The sequence below is a fragment of the Enterobacter cloacae complex sp. SHL018 genome, assembly GCF_049237905.1.
GTDB lineage: Bacteria > Pseudomonadota > Gammaproteobacteria > Enterobacterales > Enterobacteriaceae > Enterobacter > Enterobacter hormaechei_C.
Window position 1 is genome coordinate 366,994 of the sequence record NZ_JBMKJE010000003.1, and the last position, 20,900, is coordinate 387,893.

The 20,900-nt window shown below is 57.4% G+C and carries 17 protein-coding genes and 1 pseudogene; 14 read left to right on the top strand and 4 right to left on the bottom strand.

Annotation, left to right across the window (positions count from 1 at the left end):
• Positions 1-234 precede the first annotated feature (234 nt).
• The 5 genes from arcA to ACOTY5_RS14920 all read left to right on the top strand — a co-directional run bounded on the left by arcA (position 235) and on the right by ACOTY5_RS14920 (position 5,512).
• Positions 235-1,455, top strand: coding sequence for an arginine deiminase (gene arcA / locus ACOTY5_RS14900; protein WP_045141857.1), 1,221 nt, complete (start codon positions 235-237; stop codon positions 1,453-1,455).
• 10 nt (positions 1,456-1,465) lie between these two features.
• The gene (gene arcC / locus ACOTY5_RS14905; RefSeq protein WP_045141856.1) at positions 1,466-2,377 is read left to right on the top strand and encodes a carbamate kinase; all 912 of its coding nucleotides are present in this window, start codon (positions 1,466-1,468) and stop codon (positions 2,375-2,377) included.
• A gap of 120 nt (positions 2,378-2,497) precedes the next feature.
• Positions 2,498-3,502 (top strand): ornithine carbamoyltransferase, encoded by a 1,005-nt coding sequence (argF, locus tag ACOTY5_RS14910; RefSeq protein ID WP_003863360.1) that lies wholly within the window; start codon positions 2,498-2,500, stop codon positions 3,500-3,502.
• Positions 3,503-3,548: 46 nt separating this feature from the next.
• A complete protein-coding gene (locus tag ACOTY5_RS14915; protein ID WP_421631960.1) occupies positions 3,549-4,952 on the top strand; it encodes a YfcC family protein in 1,404 nt (467 codons plus the stop codon).
• A gap of 80 nt (positions 4,953-5,032) precedes the next feature.
• Complete coding sequence (locus ACOTY5_RS14920) at positions 5,033-5,512, top strand: arginine repressor (RefSeq protein WP_003863366.1); 480 nt, start codon at positions 5,033-5,035, stop codon at positions 5,510-5,512.
• 3 nt (positions 5,513-5,515) lie between these two features.
• Here the strand turns inward: ACOTY5_RS14920 and ACOTY5_RS14925 are convergent.
• Positions 5,516-5,633 (bottom strand): annotated as a pseudogene (locus ACOTY5_RS14925) (hypothetical protein).
• Between ACOTY5_RS14925 and ACOTY5_RS14930 the strand changes: the two are divergent.
• From ACOTY5_RS14930 to gbpA, 5 genes are all read left to right on the top strand, one after another.
• On the top strand, positions 5,613-5,717 hold the full coding sequence (locus ACOTY5_RS14930; RefSeq protein WP_071524139.1) for a pyrBI operon leader peptide: 105 nt from the start codon (positions 5,613-5,615) through the stop codon (positions 5,715-5,717). The pseudogene ACOTY5_RS14925 and the gene ACOTY5_RS14930 overlap by 21 nt on opposite strands.
• Before the next feature lie 34 nt (positions 5,718-5,751).
• Positions 5,752-6,684, top strand: coding sequence for an aspartate carbamoyltransferase (pyrB, locus tag ACOTY5_RS14935; RefSeq protein WP_003863368.1), 933 nt, complete (start codon positions 5,752-5,754; stop codon positions 6,682-6,684).
• A gap of 12 nt (positions 6,685-6,696) precedes the next feature.
• Entirely contained in the window at positions 6,697-7,158 is a 462-nt protein-coding gene (gene pyrI, locus ACOTY5_RS14940) for an aspartate carbamoyltransferase regulatory subunit (RefSeq protein WP_003863370.1), read from the top strand.
• 73 nt (positions 7,159-7,231) lie between these two features.
• Entirely contained in the window at positions 7,232-7,618 is a 387-nt protein-coding gene (gene ridA / locus ACOTY5_RS14945) for a 2-iminobutanoate/2-iminopropanoate deaminase (protein WP_003863373.1), read from the top strand.
• A 137-nt stretch (positions 7,619-7,755) separates the two neighbouring features.
• Complete coding sequence (gene gbpA, locus ACOTY5_RS14950; RefSeq protein ID WP_045141855.1) at positions 7,756-9,204, top strand: N-acetylglucosamine-binding protein GbpA; 1,449 nt, start codon at positions 7,756-7,758, stop codon at positions 9,202-9,204.
• 100 nt (positions 9,205-9,304) lie between these two features.
• Here the strand turns inward: gbpA and ACOTY5_RS14955 are convergent, their stop codons facing one another.
• Positions 9,305-11,689: a beta-N-acetylhexosaminidase gene (locus tag ACOTY5_RS14955; RefSeq protein ID WP_045141854.1), complete on the bottom strand. Its 2,385-nt coding sequence runs from the start codon at positions 11,687-11,689 to the stop codon at positions 9,305-9,307.
• Positions 11,690-11,891: 202 nt separating this feature from the next.
• Positions 11,892-14,600: a magnesium-translocating P-type ATPase gene (gene mgtA, locus ACOTY5_RS14960; protein ID WP_017383907.1), complete on the bottom strand. Its 2,709-nt coding sequence runs from the start codon at positions 14,598-14,600 to the stop codon at positions 11,892-11,894.
• 386 nt (positions 14,601-14,986) lie between these two features.
• Between mgtA and treR the strand changes: the two genes are divergently transcribed.
• From treR to ACOTY5_RS14980, 4 genes are all read left to right on the top strand, one after another.
• On the top strand, positions 14,987-15,934 hold the full coding sequence (gene treR, locus ACOTY5_RS14965; RefSeq protein WP_017383908.1) for a trehalose operon repressor TreR: 948 nt from the start codon (positions 14,987-14,989) through the stop codon (positions 15,932-15,934).
• A 127-nt stretch (positions 15,935-16,061) separates the two neighbouring features.
• Complete coding sequence (gene treB, locus ACOTY5_RS14970) at positions 16,062-17,480, top strand: PTS trehalose transporter subunit IIBC (RefSeq protein WP_020480548.1); 1,419 nt, start codon at positions 16,062-16,064, stop codon at positions 17,478-17,480.
• Between the two features lie 51 nt (positions 17,481-17,531).
• Positions 17,532-19,187 carry an alpha,alpha-phosphotrehalase gene (gene treC, locus ACOTY5_RS14975; protein WP_062933977.1) on the top strand — a complete coding sequence of 552 codons (1,656 nt, stop codon included), beginning with the start codon at positions 17,532-17,534 and terminating at the stop codon, positions 19,185-19,187.
• 134 nt (positions 19,188-19,321) lie between these two features.
• Positions 19,322-20,068 carry an oligogalacturonate-specific porin KdgM family protein gene (locus ACOTY5_RS14980; RefSeq protein ID WP_017694639.1) on the top strand — a complete coding sequence of 249 codons (747 nt, stop codon included), beginning with the start codon at positions 19,322-19,324 and terminating at the stop codon, positions 20,066-20,068.
• An 8-nt stretch (positions 20,069-20,076) separates the two neighbouring features.
• On the opposite strand, the gene ACOTY5_RS14985 is transcribed toward ACOTY5_RS14980, so the two are convergent.
• Positions 20,077-20,736, bottom strand: coding sequence for a MurR/RpiR family transcriptional regulator (locus tag ACOTY5_RS14985; RefSeq protein WP_015572516.1), 660 nt, complete (start codon positions 20,734-20,736; stop codon positions 20,077-20,079).
• Positions 20,737-20,900 lie beyond the last annotated feature (164 nt).

Here is a 20,900-nt window from a genome sequence, read left to right on the forward strand (position 1 = left end):
GTTCCTGCTTAGCTATTCATCCCTTAATAATATGAAATTAATCATTATCTGATACGAATCATGCAATTGAAAATAAACTACTCAATATCGGTTTTCGCGTGAGCAATGTCACAATAACCATTATTTAAGCGCCTACTATAAATCACGAAATCAATTGAGCTTAGCCGCCATGAAATTAAACACATCACATGGCGCATGCCCTTTTTATTCTGAAAAAAAGTTAAAGGAATAATTATGGAAAAGCATTACGTCGGTTCTGAAATTGGTCAATTGCGTAGCGTTATGCTGCACCGTCCTAATTTAAGTCTGAAACGGTTAACCCCCTCAAACTGTCAGGAGCTGCTATTTGATGACGTGCTCTCGGTTGAACGGGCGGGTGAAGAGCATGACATCTTCGCAAACACGCTGCGCGAGCAGGGTGTGGAAGTCCTGCTGTTGACCGACCTTCTTACGCAAACGCTTGATATTGCTGAAGCAAAAGCCTGGCTTCTTGAAACACAAATCTCCGACTATCGCCTGGGGCCAACCTTTGCCGCCGACGTGCGCGGCTGGCTGGCGGATATGCCGCACCGCGAACTGGCGCGCAGATTAAGCGGCGGATTAACCTACGGTGAAATTCCGGCGGCCATTAAAAATATGGTGGTTGATACCCACACGGCGAATGATTTTATTATGAAGCCGCTGCCGAACCACTTATTTACCCGCGATACCTCCTGCTGGATATATAACGGCGTCTCCATTAATCCGATGGCGAAACCCGCCCGCCAGCGTGAAACCAATAACCTGCGGGCAATATATCGCTGGCACCCCGCATTTGCCGACGGCGAGTTTATTAAGTATTTCGGCGACGAGAATATTAATTACGACCACGCCACTCTGGAAGGCGGCGACGTATTAGTGATTGGTCGCGGGGCGGTACTGATCGGCATGTCCGAGCGCACGACGCCGCAGGGCGTGGAGTTCCTCGCCAACAGCCTGTTTAAACATCGCCAGGCCGAGCGCGTGATTGCCGTTGAGCTGCCGAAACACCGCTCCTGCATGCACCTCGACACCGTGATGACCCACATCGACGTGGACACCTTCTCCGTTTACCCGGAAGTGGTGCGCAAGGACGCCCAGTGCTGGACGCTCACCCCGGACGGACGCGGCGGCCTGCTGCGTACCCAGGAAACCGACCTGCTGCACGCCATCGAGAAAGCCCTCGGCATTAACCAGGTCCGCCTGATCACCACCGGCGGCGACGCCTTTGAAGCCGAGCGCGAGCAGTGGAACGACGCCAACAACGTCCTCACCATCCGCCCGGGCGCGGTGATCGGCTACGAGCGCAACGTCTGGACCAACGAGAAGTACGACAAAGCGGGCATCACCGTGCTGCCGATCCCGGGCGACGAACTGGGACGCGGACGCGGCGGCGCGCGCTGCATGAGCTGCCCACTGGAACGCGACGGAATTTAAAGGAGCCATCATGGAACGAAAACCCACTCTGGTTGTGGCCCTTGGCGGCAACGCGCTGCTCAAGCGCGGCGAACCGTTAGAAGCAGACATCCAGCGCCAGAACATCGAGCAGGCCGCCCGCACCATCGCCGGCTTAACGGAACAGTGGCGCGTGGTGCTGGTGCACGGCAACGGCCCGCAGGTCGGACTGCTGGCGCTGCAAAACAGCGCCTACGACAAAGTCACTCCCTACCCGCTGGACGTTCTTGGCGCCGAAAGCCAGGGAATGATCGGCTACATGCTCCAGCAGGCGCTGAAAAACAATCTGCCCCAGCGCGAGGTCAGCGTCCTGCTCACGCAGGTGGAAGTGGACGCCGCCGACCCGGCGTTCAGCAACCCGACCAAGTACATCGGCCCGGTCTACAGCGAAGCCCAGGCCAAAGCGCTGGCCGCGGAAAAAGGCTGGGTGTTTAAGGCCGACGGCAGCTACTTCCGCCGCGTGGTGCCGTCGCCGCAGCCGAAGCGCATCGTCGAGAGTGACGCCATCACGGCGCTGATTCAGCGCGACCATCTGGTGATCTGCAACGGCGGCGGCGGCGTGCCGGTGGTGGAAAACGCCAACGGCTATCGCGGCATTGAGGCGGTGATCGACAAAGACCTCTCCGCCGCCCTGCTAGCGCGCCAGATCGAGGCCGATGCCCTGCTGATCCTCACCGATGCCGACGCGGTGTACCTCGACTGGGGCAAGCCAACCCAGCGCCCGCTGGCGCAGGTGACGCCGGAGCTGCTCAGAGGCATGCAGTTCGACGCCGGATCGATGGGGCCGAAAGTGGCCGCCTGCCGCGAGTTTGTTGAGGCCTGCAACGGCATTGCCGGGATCGGCGCGCTGAATGACGGTGCGGAGATCCTGGCGGGCGAGAAAGGCACGTTGATTCGTAACTGAGTCGTTTTCCCCTCACCCTAACCCTCTCCCAAAGGGAGAGGGAATGCACGCCCCCTCTCCCTGCGGGAGAGGGCCGGGGTGAGGGCATCAGACAGCACAAATTTTAAAAAGGATTTCCCCATGACCATTAACCTGAAAAACCGCAACTTCCTGAAACTGCTGGACTACACCCCGGCGGAGATCCAATACCTGATCGATCTCGCCATCGAGCTGAAGGCCGCCAAAAAAGCCGGACGCGAAAAACAAACCCTGGTCGGGAAAAACATCGCCCTGATCTTTGAAAAAACCTCCACCCGCACCCGCTGCGCCTTCGAAGTGGGTGCGTTCGACCAGGGCGCGCAGGTCACCTACCTCGGCCCAAGCGGTTCGCAGATTGGCCACAAAGAGTCGATGAAGGACACCGCGCGCGTGCTGGGCCGCATGTATGACGGCATCGAGTATCGCGGCTACGGCCAGGCCATCGTTGAAGAGCTGGGCGAGTACGCGGGCGTGCCGGTGTGGAACGGCCTGACCGACGAGTTCCACCCCACCCAAATTCTCGCCGACCTGATGACCATGCTGGAGCACTCTCCGGGCAAAACCCTGCCGGAGCTGAGCTTTGCTTACCTGGGCGACGCGCGGAACAACATGGGCAACTCCCTGATGGTCGGCGCGGCCAAAATGGGGATGGATATCCGCCTGGTTGCACCGAAATCCTTCTGGCCGGAGGCGGGCCTGGTTGAGCAGTGCCGCGCCATCGCCAAAGAGACCGGCGCGCGCATCACCCTCACCGACGACGTGGAGGAAGGCGTGCAGGGCACCGATTTCCTCTACACCGACGTGTGGGTTTCCATGGGTGAGCCGAAGGAAGCCTGGGCCGAGCGCGTTAGCCTGATGAAGCCGTATCAGATCAACGCGGACGTGATGAAGGCCACCGGTAACCCGAACGTCAAGTTCATGCACTGCCTGCCGGCGTTCCACAACGAGCACACCAAAGTGGGCCGCGAAATCGAAATGGCGTACGGCCTGAAGGGGCTGGAAGTGACGGAAGAGGTCTTCGAATCACCGAACTCCATCGTCTTCGACGAAGCAGAGAACCGCATGCACACCATTAAAGCGGTCATGGTGGCGACACTCGGCGACTAATCACCGCCCGGCGCGCCGCGGGGTGCGCCGGGTTCAGGAGAACATCATGGGCAAGTTCAAGTTTCCCTCCGCTTACACCATTCTCTTTTTTCTGATTGCCGTGGTTGCCGTGCTGACGTGGATTGTTCCGGCCGGGCAGTACCATATGGCAATGAACGAGGCGCTCGGTAAAGAAGTGCCGGTTGCTGGCACCTACGCGCACGTGGCAGCGCACCCGCAGGGGCTGGTTTCGGTGCTGATGGCGCCGATTGCCGGGCTCTACGATCCGGAATCCGGCCAGGCCGGGGCGATCGACGTGGCGCTGTTTATTCTGATCATCGGGGGATTCCTCGGGATCGTCACTAAAACCGGGGCGATAGACGCCGGGATCGAGCGCGTCACCACCCGACTACGCGGCCGCGAAGAGTGGATGATCCCGATCCTGATGGCGCTGTTTGCCGCAGGCGGCACGATTTACGGCATGGCAGAAGAGTCGCTGCCCTTCTATACCTTACTGGTGCCGGTGATGCTGGCGGCGCGGTTCGATCCGGTGGTTGCTGCGTCCACCGTGCTGCTCGGCGCGGGGATCGGCACCCTCGGCTCCACCATCAACCCTTTCGCCACGGTGATCGCCGCCAACGCCGCCGGGATCCCCTTCACCAACGGCATCATGTTGCGCATCGCGCTGCTGGTGATCGGCTGGATCATCTGCGTGGCGTGGGTAATGCGCTATGCCCGCAAGGTGCGCAAGGATCCGTCGCTGTCGATCGTGGCGGATAAGCAGGAAGAGAACCGCGCCCACTTCCTCGGCAACAAGGGCGAGCAGTCGCTGGAGTTTACCCCGGTGCGCAAACTCATCCTGGTGATCTTCGCCCTCGCCTTCGCGGTGATGATCTACGGCGTGGCGGTGCTGGGCTGGTGGATGGCGGAGATCTCGGCGGTGTTCCTCGCCAGCGCGATTATCGTCGGGCTGATCGCCCGCATGAGCGAAGAGGAGCTGACCTCAACCTTTATCAACGGCGCGCGAGATTTGCTGGGCGTCGCGCTGATTATCGGCATCGCGCGCGGTATCGTAGTGATCATGGATAAAGGCATGATTACCCACACCATTTTGCACAGCGCCGAGGGAATGGTCACCGGATTGTCGACGGTGGCGTTCATCAACGTGATGTACTGGCTGGAAGTGGTGCTGTCGTTTCTTGTGCCTTCTTCGTCCGGCCTGGCCGTTCTGACGATGCCGATCATGGCGCCCCTTGCCGATTTCGCTAACGTCAACCGCGACCTGGTGGTTATGGCTTACCAGTCGGCGTCCGGCATCGTTAACCTGATCACTCCCACCTCTGCCGTCGTGATGGGCGGGCTGGCTATCGCCCGCGTGCCCTACGTGCGCTATCTGAAATGGGTCGCGCCGCTGCTGGGGATTTTAACGGTGGTGATTATGGTGGCGTTAAGCCTGGGCGCCCTGTTGTAATTTGCCGGATGGCGCTGCGCTTATCCGGCCTACGGATCGGTGCAGTGCCACCGGTTATTTCGGGAACTGATATGGGAACTATGATGGATTACGAAGAGTACTCTCCCAAAGAGCAACTACAGCTAACGGTCTGCCAGCGTCTGATCGCGGAAAAGAGCTATCTCTCCCAGGAGGAGATCCGCCGCGACTTACAGGAGCGGGGTTTTGAGACCATCAGCCAGTCCACCGTTTCACGTCTGCTCAAGTTGCTCGGTGTCATAAAAATTCGCAATGCCAAAGGGCTAAAGATTTATTCGCTGAATCCCCAGCTGCGCCCGGCCCCCGACGCGGCACGTACCGTCTCTGAAATGGTGGTGAGCGTGGAGCACAACAGCGAATTTATCCTTATCCATACCGTCGCCGGATATGGCCGCGCGGTGGCGCGTATTCTGGATTATCACCAGTTACCGGAAATTTTAGGCGTGGTGGCCGGAAGCAGTATCGTCTGGGTCGCCCCCCGCGTGGTGAAGCGCACCGCACTGGTGCATAAGCAAATTAATTATTTACTCAGAACGCATTAATATTCATAAAGAACCGTTTGCATTGAGTAAAGCGTGCATTAAATCGCTTGATCCCAAAAGCGAGCTGCGTATAATGCCCGACAATTTGCCGGGAGGAAGCATGGTCAAGCGTGTACGACATATCGTCTTACCGCGTCTGAAATCAGACGCTGGCCTGCCGTTTTTCTTCCCGTTGCTAAACCTATTCCCAGAGCCCCTCATTTGAGGGGCTTTTTTTTGCCCGGCGTCAGGAGATAAACATGAATCCGCTTTATCAAAAACACATCATTTCCATAAACGACCTCAGCCGCGAAGAGCTGGAACTGGTTCTGGAAACCGCGGCAAAACTGAAGGCCAATCCGCAACCGGAGCTGCTGAAGCACAAGGTGATTGCGAGCTGCTTCTTCGAAGCCTCCACCCGCACCCGCCTCTCCTTCGAAACCTCCATGCACCGCCTGGGCGCGAGCGTGGTGGGCTTCTCGGACAGCAGCAACACGTCGCTGGGTAAAAAAGGCGAGACCCTGGCGGATACCATTTCGGTTATCAGTACCTACGTGGACGCGATTGTGATGCGCCACCCGCAGGAGGGCGCGGCGCGTCTGGCGACCGAGTTTTCCGGCGGCATTCCGGTGCTGAACGCCGGTGACGGTGCCAACCAGCACCCGACGCAGACCCTGCTGGATCTGTTCACCATTCAGGAGACGCAGGGCACGCTTGAGAACCTGAACATCGCCATGGTCGGCGACCTGAAATATGGCCGCACCGTCCACTCCCTGACCCAGGCGCTGGCGAAATTTAACGGCAACCGCTTCTTCTTCATCGCGCCGGACGCGCTGGCGATGCCGCAGTACATTCTCGATATGCTGGACGAAAAAGGCATCGCGTGGAGCCTGCACGCCAGCATAGAAGAAGTGATGGGCAACGTGGATATTCTCTACATGACCCGCGTGCAGAAAGAGCGTCTTGACCCATCCGAGTACGCCAACGTGAAGGCGCAGTTCGTCCTGCGCGCCAGCGACCTCGAGGGCGCGCGCGACAACATGAAGGTGCTGCATCCGCTGCCGCGCATCGATGAGATCACCACAGACGTGGATAAAACGCCGCACGCCTGGTACTTCCAGCAGGCCGGAAACGGCATCTTCGCCCGCCAGGCGTTACTGGCACTGGTTCTGAATCGCGAATTAGCTCTGTAAGGGGAGACGACCATGACACACGATAACAAACTCCAGGTTGAAGCCATCAAGCGTGGCACCGTGATTGACCACATCCCTGCGCAGGTGGGCTTTAAGCTGCTGACGCTGTTCAAACTGACTGAAACCGACCAGCGCATCACCATCGGCCTGAACCTGCCGTCGGGCGAAATGGGCCGTAAAGACCTGATCAAGATCGAGAACACTTTCCTGACCGACGAGCAGGTCAACCAGCTGTCTCTGTACGCGCCGGACGCCACGGTTAACCGCATCGACGATTACGACGTGGTGGGCAAATCCCGCCCAAGCCTGCCGGATCGCATCGAAAGCGTGCTGGTCTGCCCGAACAGCAACTGCATCAGTCATGCTGAGCCGGTTTCCTCCAGTTTCGCAGTGAAAAAACGCGCCAATGACATCGCACTCAAATGCAAATACTGCGAAAAAGAGTTTTCTCATTATGTGGTGCTGGCCAACTAATTGAGGTTGGTAATGAAATCCCGGCTGTTATAATGGCCGGGAACATTCTTAACGCTGTAATTCTGGAGAAAAAATGAGCAAAGTACTCGCGACGGAAAATGCACCAGCGGCTATCGGCCCATACGTTCAGGGCGTTGATCTGGGCAGCATGATCATCACTTCTGGTCAGATCCCGGTGAACCCAAAAACCGGTGAAGTGCCAGCCGACGTAGCGGCGCAGGCGCGTCAGTCGCTGGAAAACGTGCAGGCGATCGTCGAATCTGCCGGCCTGAAAGTGGGCGATATCGTCAAAACCACCGTGTTCGTGAAAGATCTGAACGATTTCGCCACCGTTAACGCCACTTATGAAGCGTTCTTCACCGAGCACAACGCCACCTTCCCGGCGCGCTCCTGTGTGGAAGTGGCGCGTCTGCCAAAAGACGTAAAAATTGAAATTGAAGCGATTGCCGTACGTCGCTAATTTATTTCAATAAAGAGAAGGCAGCTCAGGCTGCCTTTTTTATTGCGACCATTTTTACTCTCTCCAGGCAATGACGCATCCCCCACTCCATTAATAGACTGACGCTGCCTTGCTCTATTCTAATTAATGGATGATGAATGAAACTCTCTAAGATCGCGCTGGCCGTTGCCACATTAGCGGTTGCGTCTTCCGCACTTGCACACGGATATATAGAATCCCCCGCCAGCCGCGCTTATATGTGTAAGCTCGGCCAGAATATTGACTGTGGCTCTGTACAATATGAACCGCAGAGCGTAGAAAAGGCCTCCGGCTTCCCGACGGGTGCGATGCCGCCCGACGGCCAGCTTGCCAGCGCCGGTATTGCCAGCTACTCCCAGCTTGATAAGCAGAGCCTGAACGCCTGGACTAAAAGCCCCATGACGGCAGGCCCGCATGAATTTGTCTGGCACCATACCGCGCCGCATAAAACCACCAACTGGCGTTATTACATTACCAAACAAAACTGGGACCCCAATAAACCGCTGACCCGTGACCAGTTCGAATTAACGCCGTTCTGTACTATTAACGGGAATGGTCAGGCACCGTCCATGACAAAATCCATGACCTGTAATGTCCCGGAACGTACGGGCTACCAGGTTATTTATGGCGTGTGGGAAATTGCGGATACCGCAAACAGTTTCTATCAGGCCATTGACGTTGATTTCGGTAACGGCGGCAACGTCACGCCGGACGATACCCCAGCGGTAATATCCCAGTGGAGTAAAACCCTGAGCGGACAGATTGCCGGGAATAACCTGAACGTGGGCGATAAAGTGATTGCACGCTTCTTCGACGCCAACGGGGAAGTTGCCGCCCTGCGTACTGAAATGACCATCGGCTCTTCAGAACAAGGCGACGCTAACCAGTGGTCCTACGATCTGGCGCAGAAGATCAACACCACTCATAGCGATGTCCGCGTCGGTGTGAAAGATGAAGCCGGTGAAATCAGCCCGATTCACGGCGCCAACAGCGTATTCGTGAAAGATGGCAGCACGCTGAGATCCGTTGCCATCTCTTATGAAGAGCAAAAGGCGCAGGTGAGCGAGACCATCGCCGTTTCCGATCTGCAATACAGCAAAATCGAACATGGCAATGTGATTGTGACCTTCCATGTAAACACGCAGGGTGACGTTAATTTTGAAGCGCACGTGATGAACCACCACGGTGCCGAAAAAGGTTACCTGAAGCAGGATATGAATAACGTCAATCAAAACGTGACCATGACGCTGACTGACGTCACGGCGGGCCACCATATGCTGAAATACTACGCCACCAACAAAGACGGCACCCTGTTCGCGCAGGACGTGCTAAACCTGATGCTGGAAAGCGACGCGGCGGACAGCAGCGGCCCGCATGACTTTATCTTCCCGGACAGCATTGCCTCTTACAAAGCGGGCACCGTGGTGTTACAACCTAAAGACGGTAAGACCTACGAGTGTAAACCGTTCCCGTATAGCGGCTACTGCGTGCAGTACAGCCCAACCGCAAACCAGTTTGAGCCAGGCGTGGGCGCGCACTGGAGAGAGGCGTGGGTGCTGAAGAACTGAGTGGTCTGATTCCCTCACCCTAACCCTCTCCCACAGGGAGAGGGAACCGATCGAGCCCCTCGCCCCTATGGGGAGAGGGGTTGGGGTGAGGGGATATTTGTTACTGATTCCGCGTCGCCCTAAGCAGCGTCTCCAGCGGATATACCGCCGCAATCACCACCTCGTCCTGAACCTTCGCCGCGTTATCCAGTTCGCTCTGGATCGACGCGATCTCGTTGTCGTCCAGCGTGCCCTGACGCGCCACCAGATCCGTCAGCCTCAGGCCAATCGAGGCCAGTTTATCCACCTCCTGGATCACCGGCTTAATGGCCTTCAGCTGATAGCTGTTTTCACTCAAGGCCAGCGCATCGCTGGTGTTGTTCTGCCAGCGGTTAAAGACGTGGCGCAGCGCGTCGGCGCTTTCCGTGTCTTCCGCGTCGCTCACCAGACGGTCCGCCCATTTATTCATCTGACGCACGGTCGCACTTTCCGCGTTTAGCGCGTCAGCGAGCCGGTTGAGCGGCTCAAACTGATGATAGTTTCCGGCCTGGAACTTAAGATGCTGGCGGGTGTAATACTGCGCCGGTTCAAGCGCCTGGGCGAGAATTTGCAGCGGCAGGGTATCCGCATTGTTGGCGAGGCGCGTGAACTGCACCTGCTGCTGGGTATGCTGCTGTAGTCCAGCCGACACCGTGGACCAACTGTCCATCGCCTGGAGCCGGGTATACATGTTGTCGATGTCGTTGACGTCCTTTGCCGACCATAGCCGCTCCGCCACCGCAAAGGCGCGCGGCCACAGACGGATATCCAGCACCGGCGCGACCACGTTTTCCGCCCACAGCGCGGCTTCACCGCCGAGCAGATTAGCCTCGTTCGCCGGGTCCGGCACCACCGGCGGTATGCCTTTTGGCACCGCGTCCAGACGCGTGCCGTCGATCGGGTAGCGGGCGTTACCCACCAGGAAATAGCCGCTGAGCTTATCGTTCTCAACAGAAACGACCGGACGCGTTTCACCCATCCAGGTATCAACGGTAAACGTTACCTGGTTGTCGTCCCGCCACTGAATGTTATCCACCGCCCGACGCGATTTCCCGACAAAATCAATAAATCCACGCCACCCGGCATCGCCTTTCACCAGCGTAAAGCTGCCTTCCACCGGCTTGCCTTTCAGACGCGGCATGGAGAAAGCCCAGCTCTGGACGCTGTCGGTGTCCGCTATCACATCCACGCCGTTCAGCCCCTGCGGCACAATTTCATTGCGGTAGTGGTAGGCGGTGGATTGCGGCTGATCGAGGTAGAAACCGGTTGAGAGAATGCCCTTATAGCCGTTCTGCGCCACCTGCCCCAGCGCGTCCTGTCCCTGCCAGGACTGGATCAGAATGCTTTTCGGCAGATCGGGATGGTAGATCTCATCCCAGCCAACCATCTGCCGGTGGTGCTTCTCAAGGATCGTCTCCAGCTTGCGGTTGAAATACGCCTGCAACGCGTGGCTGTCCGCCAGTTTGTTGTCGCGCATAAACGTCTGGATCGTAGCGTTCGCTTTCCACTGGCTGTCGTCAACCTCATCGCCGCCAATATGCAGATACGGATCCGGGAAGATCGCCGCCAGTTCGCTGACCATCGCGTCGGCAAAGGTATAAGTTGCCGCTTTGGTTGGATCCAGCACCGGCTTCAGCACGCCCCAGTGGCGCTCCATGGCGTACGGCCCCGGCGCGCTCATCAGCTCCGGGTAGGCGACGGCAATCGCCGAGGCGTGGCCCGGCATATCAATTTCCGGCACCACGCGTATGCCGCGCTCGGCAGCGTAACGCACAATCTCGCGCATCTGCTCCGGGGTGTAGAACAGCCCATCGCTGGCAAGCTGGGTTAATTTTGGATAACGTTTCGAGGTAAAGCGCCAGCCCTGATCGTCCGTCAAATGCCAGTGCAGGACGTTGAGTTTGGCCGCGGCCATGCCGTCGATCTGGCGTTTAATATCCGGAATCGGGAGGAAGTGGCGCGCCGAATCGAGCAGCAGCCCGCGCCACGGGAAGCGCGGCGAATCTTCAATGGTCACCCACGGGATCGAGGTGTTTTCGGCGCCGTTCTGCATCAGCTGAAGTAAGGTTTCCATGGCGCGCAGCGCGCCAAAGCGGGTGTTGGCAGAGATATTTACGCCGTTGGCGTCCACCGTGAGTTTATAGCTCTCATCGCTGTCAGGCAGCGGCTGCGGCTTCACCTTTTTGGCGATGGCGATGCGGATGGTCGGCTTGTCAGGTTTTTCGGCCTGCGGCTGTAGCGTCCAGCCGGTTTGCAGCGCAATGCGCTGGCGCAGGCGGTTGACCGCATCCCCCAGATCGTCGCCGCTGACGCTCACAGAGAGTTGATTGTTAAGCACCAGCGCGCCCTGAGTGGTCGGACGTTCAACCTTCGCAGGCCAGGGCATTAAGGGAAGGTCACCTGCCGGGGCGGCAAAGGCGGAGGCGCCGAGCATGAGCCCGGCGGTTAAGAGGCTGTACCGTAACATGAATGTTCCTTATCTGACGGGCCAAATACAGGCAAAACATTCTGTTAACATGCGCTCAAATTGTCGTCAAGCGAATGCGCCGACGGAGATCACAGGTTGTTGAATTTGGGAGGAAAGCTATTGCCCGGTGGCGCTGCGCTTACCGGGCCTACGTTTCGGGAGTAGGCCGGGTAAGGCGAAGCCGCCACCCGGCAAACATAATTTACTGCCACCCATACCGACGACTATAGAACCCTTTCACCATCTGCGTCAGCACCATGTAGCCCGCGAGGATCGCCACCAGCCACGGGAAGTAGCTCAGCGGCAGCGCCTGAAGTTGCAGGTAGCTTGCCAGCGGCGAGAACGGCAGCGCGATCCCGAGCGCCATCACAATCCCCGTCATCACAATCAGCGGCCACGCGGCACGGCTCTGGATGAACGGAATACGACGGGTGCGGATCATGTGCACAATCAGCGTCTGAGACAGCAGTCCCACCACGAACCAGCCGGACTGGAACAGCGTCTGGTGTTCTGGCGTATTCGCATGGAACACAAACCACATCAGGCAGAAGGTCAGAATGTCGAAGATAGAGCTGATCGGCCCAAAGAACAGCATAAAGCGCCCCAGATCGGCGGGGTTCCAGCGCTGCGGCTTCTGGATCTGCTCGTCGTCCACGTTATCAAACGGGATCGCTACCTGAGAGACATCGTACATCAGGTTCTGGATCAGCAGATGCAGCGGCAGCATCGGCAGGAACGGCAGAAACGCGCTCGCCACCAGCACGCTGAAGACGTTGCCGAAGTTGGAGCTGGCGGTCATTTTGATGTATTTGAGCATATTGGCGAAGGTGCGACGCCCTTCGATGACGCCCTCTTCCAGCACCATCAGGCTCTTTTCCAGCAGAATGATATCCGCCGCTTCACGGGCAATATCCACCGCGCCGTCCACGGAGATACCGATATCCGCCGCACGCAGGGCTGGCGCATCATTGATGCCGTCGCCCATAAAGCCCACTACGTGCCCTTCGCGACGCAGCAGAGTGACGATGCGCTCTTTATGCATCGGCGTCAGGCGGGCAAACAGCGTGGTGCGTTGGGCAAGCTCGGCCAGCTCATCGTCGGACAGGTGCTCAATGTCGCTCCCCACGACGACGTCGCCCGCGTCCAGGCCGACTTCGTGGCACACTTTGGCCGCCACCAGCTCGCTGTCGCCGGTGAGGATTTTGACGGTGATACCGCTCGCTTTCAGCGCTTTTAGCGCCGGCGCGGTGGTCTCTTTCGGCGGATCGAGGAATGCGATGTAACCTTCGAGGATCAAATCGGATTCATCGATACGCTGGTAGTCACCTTCCCGCGCAGGCAGGAACTTGCTGGCTACTGCCACCACGCGCAGCCCCTGACGGTTCAGGTTATCGGTGACGCGTTTGATGCGGCGCAGCATGGTCTCATCCAACGGCACGATCTCGCCGTTATGGCGCACCTGCGTGGAAACATTCAGGATCTCCTGCAATGCCCCTTTGCAGATCAGCTGATGTACGTCCGCCTGCTCGCTGACCACCACCGACATGCGGCGGCGCTCGAAGTCGAACGGGATTTCATCCACCTTCTGCCAGCGACCGGAGAGCGTGCGGGCAGACTCCTCGTCCACCCCTTCCAGCACCGCCACGTCGAGCAGGTTTTTCAGCCCGGTCTGATAGTGGCTGTTCAGCCAGGCGCTGTGGAGCACGCGCTCGCTGGTTTTTCCGGCGATGTCGGTGTGGTTCTCCAGCACGATTTTGTCCTGCGTCAGGGTGCCGGTTTTATCGGTGCAAAGGATGTCCATCGCGCCAAAGTTCTGGATGGCGTCGAGGTGTTTAACGATCACCTTTTGTTTAGAGAGTTTGACCGCCCCGCGCGCCAGCGTGGACGTGACAATCATCGGCAGCATTTCCGGCGTTAAGCCAACGGCCACGGAGAGCGCGAACAGCGCCGCTTCCCACCAGTCGCCTTTGGTGTAGCCGTTGATCAGCAGGACAATCGGCGTCATGACCATCATAAAGCGGATCAGCAGCATACTGACGCGGCCAATACCTTTCTGGAACGCATTCGGCTCGCTCTCCTGCTCGCTGACGCGTCCGGCAAGCTGTCCAAACCAGGTATTGCCGCCGGTGGCGGTGACAATCGCCTGCGCGGTGCCGCTGACCACCGTGGTGCCCATAAAGCACAGGGTGTCGCACTCCAGCGGGTTCATCTGCTGCGGATCGCGGGTCCGCGCTACCTTCTCTACGGGCAGGGACTCACCGGTGAGTGACGCCTGCGCGACGAACAGATCCCGCGCCTGGATGACGCGTAAATCCGCCGGGATCATGTCCCCCGCCGCCAGCTTCACCAGATCGCCCGGCACCAGCTGGTCAATGGGAAGCTCAATCCAGGCGTTTTCGCCGAGGTCGTTAATCACGCGCGACACGGTGGCGGTGTTGCTGACCATCGCTTTCAGGGCGTCCGCCGCTTTGGTGGAGCGCGCTTCCTGAATAAAGTTCAGCAGCGTGGAGATCCCCACCATCAGGGCAATCACGCCTGCGGCAAACAGATCTTCAGTGGCGTAAGAGATAATCCCGAGCACCGTCAGCAGCAGGTTGAACGGATTGCGGTAGCAGAGCCACAGGTGGACCCACCAGGGAGAGGGTTTCTGCGCCGGGATCTGGTTATCGCCATGTTCCGCGCGGATTTTTAACACTTCTTGCGCGTTCAGCCCTTCCGGGTGGCCGCCAAAGGCGCGCCAGACTTCGTTTTCATCCATCGCCGCCACGTTCAGGCAGCGCTCGGTCAGGGAAGCGGGGATTGCCGCTCCCGCCATGGTGTTGGCATTTGGCAGCGGATCGCGCGCAATCAGGCGATGTGGCAGGTGACGGCTCAGCAGCGCTTGCAGCTGCCGGGTGATATTTTTCAGCATAGTCATTCCCCCGCATCCGCAAAGGCGGACGCAGTTTTCCCGCAGGCGTGGCAAAGCCGTACCTGTCAGGCACTTAATTTATCAAGCAGGAACGTATGAACGTTGCTGCCTCACGCCGGTGAGACAGCAAAAAGCTGGCTTACCGGTAAGAAGGTTTTCTCCGGGTCAGGAGAGGTGTGGGATCGGGATCCATGTGGCCTCCGGTAAGTAAAAAGTTGGGTATCGGCGCGCAGTATAGAGATTTATCCATACCGTTTGTGACTAATCGGGCGGTATTATAACGCCCTGCAAATAAACCGAACGTAAACCAGACTTTGCCCATAGCGAATTCGCAGGATAGCATTAGGCTCAATTGATTATTTTATCGTTGTTACAGGGAATACAGCATGCAGAACCGCCTTACGATTAAAGATATCGCGCGTTTAAGCGGCGTGGGGAAATCGACTGTCTCACGCGTGCTGAACAACGAAAGCGGTGTCAGCGAGCGCACACGCGAGCGCGTCGAGGCGGTGATGAATCAGCACGGTTTTTCCCCTTCCCGCTCCGCGCGCGCCATGCGCGGGCAGAGCGATAAAGTGGTCGCCATTATTGTCTCGCGTCTGGATTCCCTCTCCGAAAACCTCGCCGTACAGACGATGCTGCCCGCGTTCTACGAGCAGGGCTACGATCCGATCATGATGGAGAGCAAGTTCTCCGCGCAAATGGTGGAGGAGCATCTCGGCATGCTTCAGCGCCGTAATATTGATGGGGTGGTGCTGTTCGGATTTACCGGCCTAAAAGAGGACGTGCTTAAACCCTGGCAGCCGTCACTGGTGCTGCTGGCGCGCGACGCCAGCGGGTTTGCCTCTGTCTGTTACGATGACGAAGGGGCGATCGTGATCCTGATGCAGCGCCTGTATGAACAGGGCCATCGGCATATCAGCTATCTCGGCGTGCCACATGCTGACATCACCACCGGCAAGCGTCGCCACGAAGCGTACCTGGCGTTTTGTAAAAAACACAATCTTCCCGCCGTGGCCGCGCTGCCCGGTCTGGGTATGAAACAGGGATATGAACAGGTCGCCAGCGTGCTGACGTCACAAACCACCGCCCTGGTATGCGCCACGGATACCCTTGCATTGGGTGCGAGCAAATATTTGCAGGAGCAGCGCATCGGGGAACTGCAATTAGCGAGCGTGGGAAGCACGCCGCTGATGAAGTTCTTACACCCGGAGATTATCAGCGTTGATCCGGGTTACGCCGAGTCTGGCCGGCAGGCTGCCGCGCAGCTGATCGAGCAGATTACCGGGCGTACAGAGCCCCGTCAGATCGTTATTCCAGCCCATCTCTCATAATTCTTTTGAATAGATTATTGTGATCTTCGCCCGATTTCGGGAACGTTCCCATTTTCGCCGTCACGTTGAAGGAGTAGGCTTGCGCACAGGTCATAACCCCTATCACCATCTGTCATGAGGTTTCATGATGAGTAAAGTCAAACAAACAGATATCGATCAGCTGATCGTCCTGGTCGGCGGACGCGATAACATCGCCACCGTCAGCCATTGCATTACCCGCCTGCGCTTCGTGCTGAACGATCCGGCCAAAGCCAACCCGAAGGCCATTGAAGAGCTTTCCATGGTTAAAGGCTGCTTCACCAACGCCGGGCAGTTCCAGGTGGTGATTGGTACCGAAGTGGGCGATTACTATCAGGCTCTGCTGGCGACTACCGGGCACTCTTCCGCCGATAAAGAGCAGGCGAAGAAGGCCGCGCGCCAGAATATGAAATGGCATGAGCAGCTGATTTCCCATTTTGCGGAGATCTTCTTCCCGCTGCTGCCAGCGCTGATCAGCGGGGGCTTAATTCTGGGCTTCCGTAACGTCATCGGCGATGTGCCAATGAGCGACGGCAAAACCCTGGCGCAGATGTACCCGGCGCTGCAAAGCATCTATGACTTCCTGTGGCTGATTGGCGAAGCGATCTTCTTCTATCTGCCAGTCGGGATCTGCTGGTCCGCGGTGCGCAAGATGGGCGGAACGCCAATTCTCGGTATCGTGCTCGGCGTGACGCTGGTCTCTCCGCAGTTAATGAACGCTTACTTACTTGGTCAGCAAACGCCAGAGGTGTGGAACTTCGGCCTGTTTACCATCGCCAAAGTCGGCTATCAGGCGCAGGTGATCCCGGCATTGCTGGCGGGTCTGGCGCTGGGCTTTATTGAGACGCGCCTGAAGCGCATCGTGCCGGATTACCTCTATCTGGTGGTGGTCCCGGTCTGCTCGCTGATCCTGGCGGTGTTCCTGGCGCACGCCTTTATCGGTCCGTTTGGCCGCATGATTGGCGACGGCGTGGCCTTCGCGGTCCGTCACCTGATGACCGGCAGCTTCGCGCCAATCGGTGCCGCGCTGTTTGGCTTCCTCTACGCTCCGCTGGTGATCACCGGCGTGCACCAGACCACGCTGGCGATTGATATGCAGATGATCCAGAGCCTCGGCGGTACGCCTGTCTGGCCGATCATCGCCCTGTCTAACATTGCGCAGGCCTCGGCGGTAACCGGCATCATCATCGTCAGCCGTAAGCACAACGAGCGAGAGATCTCCGTTCCGGCTGCCATCTCCGCTTACCTCGGCGTCACTGAACCGGCGATGTACGGTATCAACCTGAAATACCGCTTCCCCATGCTCTGCGCGATGATCGGCTCCGGTCTGGCGGGCTTGCTGTGCGGCCTGAACAGCGTGATGGCGAACGGGATTGGCGTCGGCGGCCTGCCGGGTATCCTCTCCATTCAGCCCGCGTTCTGGCAGGTATTTGCGCTGGCGATGGCGGTGGCGATTATCATCCCAATGGCGCTGACTACTGTGGTTTACCAGCGTAAGTTCCGTCAGGGCACGTTGCAGATTGTTTAATTCTCTCTTTCGGGGCGCAGTTGCGCCCCTTCGCATTTGCAGGAACGTACTATGAATACCCTTCCTCACTGGTGGCAGAACGGCGTCATCTATCAGATTTACCCAAAGAGTTTCCAGGACACCACCGGCAGCGGCACGGGCGATCTGCGCGGCGTGACGCAGCGCCTGGACTACCTGAAAACCCTCGGCATTGACGCCATCTGGCTGACGCCGTTTTATAACTCCCCGCAGGTGGATAACGGTTACGACGTGGCGAACTACACTGCCATCGATCCGACCTACGGCACGCTGGACGACTTTGACGAGCTGGTTGCCCGGGCGCATGAACGCGGCATCCGCATCGTGCTGGATATGGTCTTTAACCACACGTCCACGCAGCACGCCTGGTTCCGTGAGTCGCTGGATAAAGCGAGTCCGTACCGCCAGTTCTATATCTGGCGCGACGGTACGCCGGATACGCTTCCCAACAACTGGCGCTCCAAATTTGGCGGCAACGCCTGGCGCTGGCACGCCGAAAGCGAGCAGTATTATCTGCACCTGTTCGCACCGGAGCAGGCGGATCTCAACTGGGAAAACCCGGCGGTGCGCGCCGAGCTGAAAAAAGTGTGCGAGTTCTGGGCCGATCGCGGCGTGGACGGCTTGCGTCTGGACGTGATTAACCTGATTTCAAAAGATCAGGATTTCCCGGACGATACCCTCGGCGACGGTCGCCGCTTCTACACTGACGGGCCGCGCATCCACGAATATCTCCAGGAGATGAGCCGCGACGTCTTTACGCCGCGTAATCTGATGACGGTGGGCGAGATGTCCTCCACCTCGCTGGAGAACTGCCAACAGTACGCGTCTCTTGACGGCCGCGAGCTGTCGATGACCTTTAACTTCCACCACCTCAAGGTAGACTACCCCGGCGGCGAAAAATGGACGAAGGCGAAGCCGGACTTCGTGGCGCTAAAAACCCTTTTCCGCCACTGGCAGCAGGGGATGCACAACAAAGCCTGGAACGCGCTGTTCTGGTGTAACCATGACCAGCCGCGCATCGTGTCGCGCTTTGGTGACGAAGGGGAACACCGCGTGGCGGCGGCGAAAATGCTCGGCATGGTGCTGCACGGGATGCAGGGCACGCCGTATATCTACCAGGGTGAAGAACTGGGTATGACCAACCCGCATTTCAGCCGTATCACCGACTACCGCGACGTGGAAAGCCTGAACATGTTCGCCGAACAGCGGGCTAACGGTCGCGATACGGATGAACTACTGGCGATTCTGGCGAGTAAGTCCCGCGATAATGGCCGCACGCCGATGCAGTGGGACGCCTCGCATAATGCGGGCTTTACCGAGGCCGAGCCGTGGATTGGCGTCTGCGACAACTACGAAACCGTGAACGCCCGCGCGGCGCTGGACGACCCCGATTCGGTGTTTTACACCTATCAGTCGCTGATTCGCCTGCGCAAAACCTTGTCGGTACTGACGTGGGGAGACTATGAAGATTTGCTTCCGGATCACCCTTCCCTGTGGTGCTACCGCCGCCAGTGGCAAGGACAAACGCTGATGGTGGTGGCGAACCTGAGCCACGCGCGCCAGCAGTGGCAGCCCGCCCCCGTAGAGGGAGCATGGCGGGTGGCACTCAGCAACTATGACGAGGTTGCCTTCCGACCCGATACGTTGCTATTGCGCCCGTTTGAAGCTATCTGGTGGGTGCAGGAATAAACCTCAGGAGATACAGCATGCTGTATCTCTTTTTTTATGTTTAGCGATACGCTAAATGTACGACGATAACTTTTACAATATGGCGCACTCAAAATAAAAATAGCCTGCCAATTAAATAACCTCGGCAGGATATTATGAAAAAGATAATTATTAAAGCAACGTGTATTAGCGCATTATTATTGAGCACACAGGGATGGTGCGGGAATACGTCCGTCGACCTTCGCTTTGGTCATAATACGCGCTCAGACGTAAATGATTCACGCATTAAGGTCATGCATCAGGCGAATAACGGTTTTTACTTCTCCGTTGAAGCCGCACAAAACCATAATGATACGTTTTTTGGTGATACCGACAGATATAATCCCGACGACAAGGGGTTAACGGAAGCGGCACAGGAAATCGAAACGCGCTGGCGTTTTGATCTGGGAAATGGTTTCGCCGTTGCGCCTGGCATGGTGACGGTTTTCACCGCCAGCAATACGCATTACCGCCCCTTCATTCAGGGCTGGAAAGCCTTCGATAACGGTCTGAATCTCTCCGCCCGTTACCGCTATAACACCGTCAATGACGCGCACAGCGATAAAGAACTCGACGGCAGCGGTTATACTCGCCGCCAGTCACACCAGTTCGACATTTGGTTCGCGTATAACATCGGCAAATTCGGTATGTCCTATAACCCGCGCTTCCGCTGGCAGGATAACGTCGATCAGGGAACCGGGGATGACACCTACTGGGAGCATACCGTCGCGTTCAACTACAAGCTCGACGATGGCTGGACGCCATACGTCGAACTGGTTTCACTGGATAAAACATACATCAATAATGACGGCAACCATGAAAATGATTATGCCGTACGTCTGGGAATAGTGAAGCAGCTCTGACGGCCTGACTACACCGTATCGTGCTGTAGCAGCCTACAGCCGATACGGTCCACGGCGCTTAACAGTTCAAGCTGCCCTTCCCGCTGATACAGCGAAACCGCATTAATGTCGATTGGTAACGGCCAGCATAGCGTTGAGATCGATGCCAGTGTCGACCCCTGACGGGTAATCGCAATAATCTTCAACCCTTTGCGCAGCGCGTTACGCGCCATTTCAATCAGCGACTGCGTCTCCCCGGATTTACTGATCAACACCAGCGTCCCCTTCGATACGCGTGTCAACTGGTGCATGTCATTCAAAATAAGGTGCGGCAGGCTCGCCAGCGACAAAAAGCGCGACAGGTAGTTGAGACTGGTGAGCGAGGCTCCCCGTGCGTAAAGATAGATATGGCTGGAATGCGTAAGCAACCTGGACACGTCTGTCACAATATCATCCGGCTGCGGCCCCACGTCGGGTGTAGCAGGTGCAGGTGTAAAATGGTCGCGTAAAAAACGGTACCGAAGCTCGGTATAGCTTTTATAGCCCATTTTTTTACATACACGATTAACGGATGTTGTCGTGGTAAAGGTATCACGGGCAATCTCTTTTGCCGATATATTAGAAATATTACACGCATGATGCTGAATGTATTCAAATATCAAACGTTCACTTCCCTGGAATGAATTCATCTATTACGCCCCGTTTAATCCCGAGATGATATTAACACAACAGAGAAATAGCCTCTGGAAGGCGCTTCACACATTGCATTTACGCGTATCACGATACGTAACTAGTATTAGCAAACATTAAAAACTGTTTTAGGTTCTCTTTATACTTCCCCTGTTTTCACATC

Bases quoted from the DNA above. Each gene is read 5' to 3' on its own strand.
- ACOTY5_RS14985 (WP_015572516.1), bottom strand. From the start codon at position 20,736: ATGAATTCATTCCAGGGAAGTGAACGTTTGATATTTGAATACATTCAG.
- pyrI (WP_003863370.1), top strand. From the start codon at position 6,697: ATGACACACGATAACAAACTCCAGGTTGAAGCCATCAAGCGTGGCACC.
- ACOTY5_RS14980 (WP_017694639.1), top strand. From the start codon at position 19,322: ATGAAAAAGATAATTATTAAAGCAACGTGTATTAGCGCATTATTATTG.
- treB (WP_020480548.1), top strand. From the start codon at position 16,062: ATGAGTAAAGTCAAACAAACAGATATCGATCAGCTGATCGTCCTGGTC.
- mgtA (WP_017383907.1), bottom strand. From the start codon at position 14,600: ATGCTGAAAAATATCACCCGGCAGCTGCAAGCGCTGCTGAGCCGTCAC.
- ACOTY5_RS14930 (WP_071524139.1), top strand. From the start codon at position 5,613: ATGGTCAAGCGTGTACGACATATCGTCTTACCGCGTCTGAAATCAGAC.
- ACOTY5_RS14915 (WP_421631960.1), top strand. From the start codon at position 3,549: ATGGGCAAGTTCAAGTTTCCCTCCGCTTACACCATTCTCTTTTTTCTG.
- ACOTY5_RS14955 (WP_045141854.1), bottom strand. From the start codon at position 11,689: ATGTTACGGTACAGCCTCTTAACCGCCGGGCTCATGCTCGGCGCCTCC.
- pyrB (WP_003863368.1), top strand. From the start codon at position 5,752: ATGAATCCGCTTTATCAAAAACACATCATTTCCATAAACGACCTCAGC.
- gbpA (WP_045141855.1), top strand. From the start codon at position 7,756: ATGAAACTCTCTAAGATCGCGCTGGCCGTTGCCACATTAGCGGTTGCG.
- arcA (WP_045141857.1), top strand. From the start codon at position 235: ATGGAAAAGCATTACGTCGGTTCTGAAATTGGTCAATTGCGTAGCGTT.
- treR (WP_017383908.1), top strand. From the start codon at position 14,987: ATGCAGAACCGCCTTACGATTAAAGATATCGCGCGTTTAAGCGGCGTG.
- treC (WP_062933977.1), top strand. From the start codon at position 17,532: ATGAATACCCTTCCTCACTGGTGGCAGAACGGCGTCATCTATCAGATT.
- ridA (WP_003863373.1), top strand. From the start codon at position 7,232: ATGAGCAAAGTACTCGCGACGGAAAATGCACCAGCGGCTATCGGCCCA.
- arcC (WP_045141856.1), top strand. From the start codon at position 1,466: ATGGAACGAAAACCCACTCTGGTTGTGGCCCTTGGCGGCAACGCGCTG.
- ACOTY5_RS14920 (WP_003863366.1), top strand. From the start codon at position 5,033: ATGATGGATTACGAAGAGTACTCTCCCAAAGAGCAACTACAGCTAACG.
- argF (WP_003863360.1), top strand. From the start codon at position 2,498: ATGACCATTAACCTGAAAAACCGCAACTTCCTGAAACTGCTGGACTAC.